The following is a 4663-nucleotide window of genomic DNA, read 5'->3' on the forward strand; positions in this document are numbered from 1 at the left end:
TTTACCTAAACGCAACCCTAAAGAGCCATGCTGGAAAGAACCACCTTTTTGAACCATACCGAGCGGCAGTGGCAGAGTTTAGGTTGTGTCCTGACCCCCTCCTAAAAGCCTTCAACGTATCAGGATTATTACCATACAAATGCAATACAAGTGAAATACAAATTTTGTTTACCATGTACATACCTTGTAAATCATTAAATGACATACATTGTATTTCTTATGAAATACAGTGTATTGACAAATTTGTGTTCTCGTGTACATACTATGAAATACAGGGTACATACAATGCATGAGGTAGATCCATGGTCATTCTATTTGCGTCTGACAAAGGCGGTGTAGGCAAAAGCACTACAGCGGCCAATATGGCCGTAATGATGTCCAGCAAGGGAAAAAGCGTAATCATTCTTAAAACAGATCAAAACCCTGACTTAATGACCTGGGCAGAAATCCGTAGTACAGCAGGTCTTTCCATCATCCCCGTTCATGAAGCGTACAGGGATGTGAGCAGTGAGATTTTACGGCTTAAGCCTATGTGCGACGTCCTGCTTGTCGATTGCCCAGGGCATGACAGCGCTGAATTTCGTAGTGCGTTAACGGTAGTCGACACCCTAATCACATTGATTAAACCGTCATCAATGTTTGAAAAAGGCACTCTGACTAATCTCACTGAGACTGTACGCACAGCGCAGTACAAGCATGGAAATGCGGCTCTGAAAGCCCACGTTTTGATGACGCGCATCAAGCCAAACAAGGTCCCGGATGCCATCGCTTTAGATGAGGAACTGCGTAGTGACAGCGTGTGGATACAGCCGTTGAAAGCTCGACTGTCTGAGCTGGATATTTACGAGAATGCCGTAAATGTCGGCGCAGGTGTGCACGAGGTAGAACGTGCTAGCAGCTTGCCAAAAGCCAAAGCGCAGCTTGAGCTAGTGGCACAAGAGATAGGGTTACTGTAATACATTTTTGAAATACAGTGTATGTACGCTGTATGCGGAGATTTCCTTATGAAGCTTAAAAAACCGACTTTCCAGATACCTATCGTTGATGGGTCTGAAATTTCAGATCCCCAAGCAAGTACTGCTCGTTTCATCGCGTCAGGGGATCGCCGTCCAGACTCAGGAAGGCCGATACCGGCAACCTTTCGCTTGCCTCAAACAGTGATTGATGCTCTTGAAGAGGAAGCGGGACGAACCGGTCAGAACAAAACGACAATTCTGAAAGCGGCAGTCATGGCGTACAGTTTTCTTGAAGAAAACGAGAAGAACAAGTGGTTGTTGGATTCTATGAAAATGTCGTCAGGGAGGCAGAGAAATTAAAGTCAGCTCAAAAAGATGCCGGGGTATGGCGGTAACCATCCCCGGCGCGAACAAAAACTCCTTGGAGGGAAGATTATGTCCGAAAGAGATTATAACACAGTCCGTAACCTACACCTAAGCCAGCTTTCAGACCCTAAATATCTGCACTTGCTGCGAGAGTTTGCTGGTCACATGGCCCCTCCATGCGTGGCAGAGGCCCTAATGAAGTGGCTTAATCGCCTTGAGTAATGAAATTAGAACTGCCGTAACTCGAACGTTACGGCAGCATCGTAAATTTAAGCCCGCTTGAAAATTTCATTTCAGCGCGATCCGTAACGTTACATTCCAGCAGCATTCAGTAGTGGATTACTTGATGAGCCATTGCCGCCGTTGGTTTTATAAGCATCAATCATCGTTCCCTTTTTTGACCACTCAAAAACTGTTGCTTCAGCTGTATTTTTTCCTACAAAGGGGACTGCTGGGATGTGATTATAGTCGTAGCGCCATATCTCTTTTCCGCTCAATTCGCTCTTTGAGCTGGGGTAACCTATCTCTCTAACGACCTGGTCTTGGTTAGCATGAGTCGCTTTGAGCTGCTGAACTTTTTCAGGAGATACATATGTACCAGTCTCATAATCCAGCGGGGAACGACCGTTAGCGCATCCTCCCAGCCCTGACAGGGAAAGTGCTGCTGCGGCTACTAAAATTGCTTTTCTCATGTCCATATTCCTGAATTAGTCAAACGTTGTCGCGTCTATTTAACTTTTGCTCACGCATCGCTAAGGGTGCAACAAAACGCTTTTATCTGCAACTGCCTTGTGAAGTATGAAACGTGCAAAAAATAGTCATAAGCGTGGTCGCTGATATGGGATTTACTAATATGTAGGTGGATCGTAGCCCTACGTGCTGGCAGGGGAGGGCTAGTCCCTACCTAGTGTACTGTTTGTGAAATAAGTTACCCATTACCTGCAAGCTAAGGAAGGTCTGAAAAAGCCTCTTCTTCAAAAATAGAAGCCAGTAAATACAGGCGCTCCAGCCCGGTTTCTCTCCAAAAAAAGGGCTTTTTCAGAGGGTCCCTAAGCTATTGATAAGATTTGAATTTTCTGTTAGTTGGTGGCTGATTTTTTCGAAAACAGTACACTAGTGTACTGTTTGCGAAATAATTTACCCATGACCTGCAACCTAAGTTATTGGTAAATTTGAATTTTCCGTTATTCAGTAGATGGTTTTTTCGAAAATAGTACACTAGCTGCGACCGCTGGGAAAAATTGAAAGCTCTAGATATTTTTATCAACTAAAGAAATTAATATATTGCTGACCAACATATCTTCGTTGTATTGAATGTCCAGAATCGCCTCTGGGTGCAAGGATGAATCGAGCTGATATACATCCCACCCGTACAGCTCTGTTGGAAATAGATCCATTTGCGACTTGGTAAACATTGGCGCTCCAAGCAGTAAGCGAGCATCTCTTTTATTTCTTATCCTATCTAAGGGATATGGCAAAATTCCCATGAATTCAGGATCAGCTTTATTGAGAGCTCTAGCAAATGAAAAAGTAATCATTTCAAGACAAAGGGTTTCTTCCCAGAAGACCAGTTCGACACCTGGAGCTATTTCCAGTTCGAGTGTTTCTTCGCTTTCGTACAGATGAGACAGTTTAGTATCAGTAATTAAACCTTCCTGCATAAGGGCTTTGTGTGACATGCCCATGTTTTTTATTAAGGATATAATATTATTATTTTGCATGTTTATATCTATCAATTGATGTCTGCATAAAGCGGGTTACTCCAGCCCCAAAAGCCCTTTTTACCAGAAAATCCGAGACGTTGCCTATCACCGCCCACGTTCGGGTTGGGTCGATTCTTTGGCAACGCCAATCAGCCGCTCTAGCTGGCTAGGATCATTGATCGTGCGAACGAGGTCTATCAATTCCGAGCGTAAATCAAGCACAGCCTGGAGCTTTACATCGATTTTGACGGGTAGGAGGTCCATAGGGGAAATCTCAAAGAATTCAGCCATCTTGATAAGCTGCTCGCCATCAGGGGCTGTTTCTGCGCGTTCGTATCGACCGATAGAGGCAACCTCGCACTCAATGGCTTCTGCCAACGCTGATTGAGTAAGGCCTCTACTCTTGCGGTGTGCCTTTATGCGAGATCCGATTATTTTGCGGATTGAGCTCATCATGGTGCCCAAAATCCGTTTATTTTCAACACTTTATTTTATTTTTAAAGACTATTTTTGTATTTTCTACAAAAATGACTTGTTATAGGAGTTGTCGGACGCTAAAATAGCGACGTAGCTATGTGTTGTGGCAATTTTAAATACTGTATGTATAATCAGTCCTCGGATATGGATCAACGGGGGCGGCCAAGATTTAGAATCAGGCCTCAAGAAAAAGAACAGACGGCGCGTTTGTGGCGGAGCGTGCCCAGAGCAGGAGTAAAAGGATGTCAAATTGGTATCTTATCAACCACAATCCAAAAGCAGTTCAGGGAATCATTTTTCGCATTCGCGCTCTAGGCGCAGAAGATGTGTATTCCCCTGCTAATCTAAAAATTACTAAACGGTTAGACTGCAATGGGGTCCGAACCTCAGAAACGCAGTTGTTTCCCGGTTATTTGTTTGTAAAGTTGAACCCTGAGGTTTTACACACGTCCATCGTTTTGCAGGTTTCAGGAGTTAAAGAGTTTGTGAGCTTTGGTGGTGTTCTTGCTACCGTATCAGACTGCTTGATCGAAGCTATAAAAAGCTCTCTTTTAGTCAGGGTAGATAAAAAAGTTACACAGATTGAGTGCCGCGGCGTTCATCCAGAATTGCTGGTTCAGCTTGAATCCATCACTCTAATAAAATCTAGTCTTGACAGGCAAGCTGCGCTTTTCAAGTTGTTGCAGGAAGAGAGTAGGATTTTGAATCGAGACGATTCCCGTGTTGTGTCAGTAATAGACCGTCCGTTCGTAAATGAACTAATTAGTTAGAAATAACTGAAAATTTGAATTCAACACTGCAAGCTTATTGTGGTGTTTTGATATTTGGAGAGTATATGTCCATGAAAGACCGTGGGAAGATTGGTTCTAAAGCGGAGGTTCGTGTAATTTATATTGGTGCTGAGCGCTTCACTACCCTTTCTGAATCGGCCATTGACGTGAGCTATAGGGGTAAGAGGCAAATTACAGCTTCTCAGATGGCCCAATATGTAGTCGATAACTATCTTGAGGTCGCTATGGAGAAGTTATTAAAAGAAATTCAATCTTCCTAATGTAACAGCAAACCTTATGGAGGTTTAAATGCTCACCACCAGTGCCTTCCTGGCCCTGGCTATGCAATGTGCTCCCTCGATACACCCAGCCACGCTTACCCCCATCGTCA

The 4663-nt window shown here is 43.9% G+C and carries 7 protein-coding genes; 4 read left to right on the forward strand and 3 right to left on the reverse strand.

Features of this window, described 5'->3' with window-relative positions:
- Positions 1–302: 302 nt before the first annotated feature.
- Together ABJ99_RS14475 and ABJ99_RS14480 are read left to right on the forward strand one after the other, a co-directional pair.
- On the forward strand, positions 303–956 hold the full coding sequence (locus ABJ99_RS14475) for a division plane positioning ATPase MipZ (RefSeq protein WP_004666657.1): 654 nt from the start codon (positions 303–305) through the stop codon (positions 954–956).
- A gap of 48 nt (positions 957–1004) precedes the next feature.
- Entirely contained in the window at positions 1005–1316 is a 312-nt protein-coding gene (locus ABJ99_RS14480) for a hypothetical protein (protein ID WP_004666658.1), read from the forward strand.
- A gap of 317 nt (positions 1317–1633) precedes the next feature.
- On the opposite strand, the gene ABJ99_RS27190 is transcribed toward ABJ99_RS14480, so the two are convergent.
- From ABJ99_RS27190 to ABJ99_RS14490, 3 genes are all read right to left on the reverse strand, one after another.
- Positions 1634–2014, reverse strand: a complete 381-nt coding sequence (locus tag ABJ99_RS27190) for a hypothetical protein (RefSeq protein ID WP_015060680.1) — start codon at positions 2012–2014, stop codon at positions 1634–1636.
- A gap of 558 nt (positions 2015–2572) precedes the next feature.
- Positions 2573–3043, reverse strand: coding sequence for a DUF6392 family protein (locus ABJ99_RS14485; RefSeq protein ID WP_054086391.1), 471 nt, complete (start codon positions 3041–3043; stop codon positions 2573–2575).
- A gap of 87 nt (positions 3044–3130) precedes the next feature.
- Positions 3131–3481 (reverse strand): helix-turn-helix domain-containing protein, encoded by a 351-nt coding sequence (locus ABJ99_RS14490; RefSeq protein ID WP_004666693.1) that lies wholly within the window; start codon positions 3479–3481, stop codon positions 3131–3133.
- Between the two features lie 263 nt (positions 3482–3744).
- Here ABJ99_RS14490 and ABJ99_RS14495 point away from each other — a divergent pair, with 263 nt between their 5' ends.
- Together ABJ99_RS14495 and ABJ99_RS14500 are read left to right on the forward strand one after the other, a co-directional pair.
- Entirely contained in the window at positions 3745–4272 is a 528-nt protein-coding gene (locus tag ABJ99_RS14495) for a transcription termination/antitermination NusG family protein (RefSeq protein WP_004666692.1), read from the forward strand.
- 65 nt (positions 4273–4337) lie between these two features.
- A complete protein-coding gene (locus tag ABJ99_RS14500; protein WP_004666691.1) occupies positions 4338–4553 on the forward strand; it encodes a hypothetical protein in 216 nt (71 codons plus the stop codon).
- Positions 4554–4663: the final 110 nt, after the last annotated feature.

It is taken from the genome of Pseudomonas syringae pv. cilantro, from assembly GCF_001293775.1.
In the GTDB taxonomy this organism is placed as follows: domain Bacteria; phylum Pseudomonadota; class Gammaproteobacteria; order Pseudomonadales; family Pseudomonadaceae; genus Aquipseudomonas; species Aquipseudomonas syringae_P.

Excerpts from the sequence above, each read along its gene's own strand:
- ABJ99_RS14500 (WP_004666691.1), top strand. The coding sequence starts at position 4,338 with ATGTCCATGAAAGACCGTGGGAAGATTGGTTCTAAAGCGGAGGTTCGT.
- ABJ99_RS27190 (WP_015060680.1), bottom strand. The coding sequence starts at position 2,014 with ATGAGAAAAGCAATTTTAGTAGCCGCAGCAGCACTTTCCCTGTCAGGG.
- ABJ99_RS14480 (WP_004666658.1), top strand. The coding sequence starts at position 1,005 with ATGAAGCTTAAAAAACCGACTTTCCAGATACCTATCGTTGATGGGTCT.
- ABJ99_RS14495 (WP_004666692.1), top strand. The coding sequence starts at position 3,745 with ATGTCAAATTGGTATCTTATCAACCACAATCCAAAAGCAGTTCAGGGA.
- ABJ99_RS14490 (WP_004666693.1), bottom strand. The coding sequence starts at position 3,481 with ATGATGAGCTCAATCCGCAAAATAATCGGATCTCGCATAAAGGCACAC.
- ABJ99_RS14485 (WP_054086391.1), bottom strand. The coding sequence starts at position 3,043 with ATGCAAAATAATAATATTATATCCTTAATAAAAAACATGGGCATGTCA.
- ABJ99_RS14475 (WP_004666657.1), top strand. The coding sequence starts at position 303 with ATGGTCATTCTATTTGCGTCTGACAAAGGCGGTGTAGGCAAAAGCACT.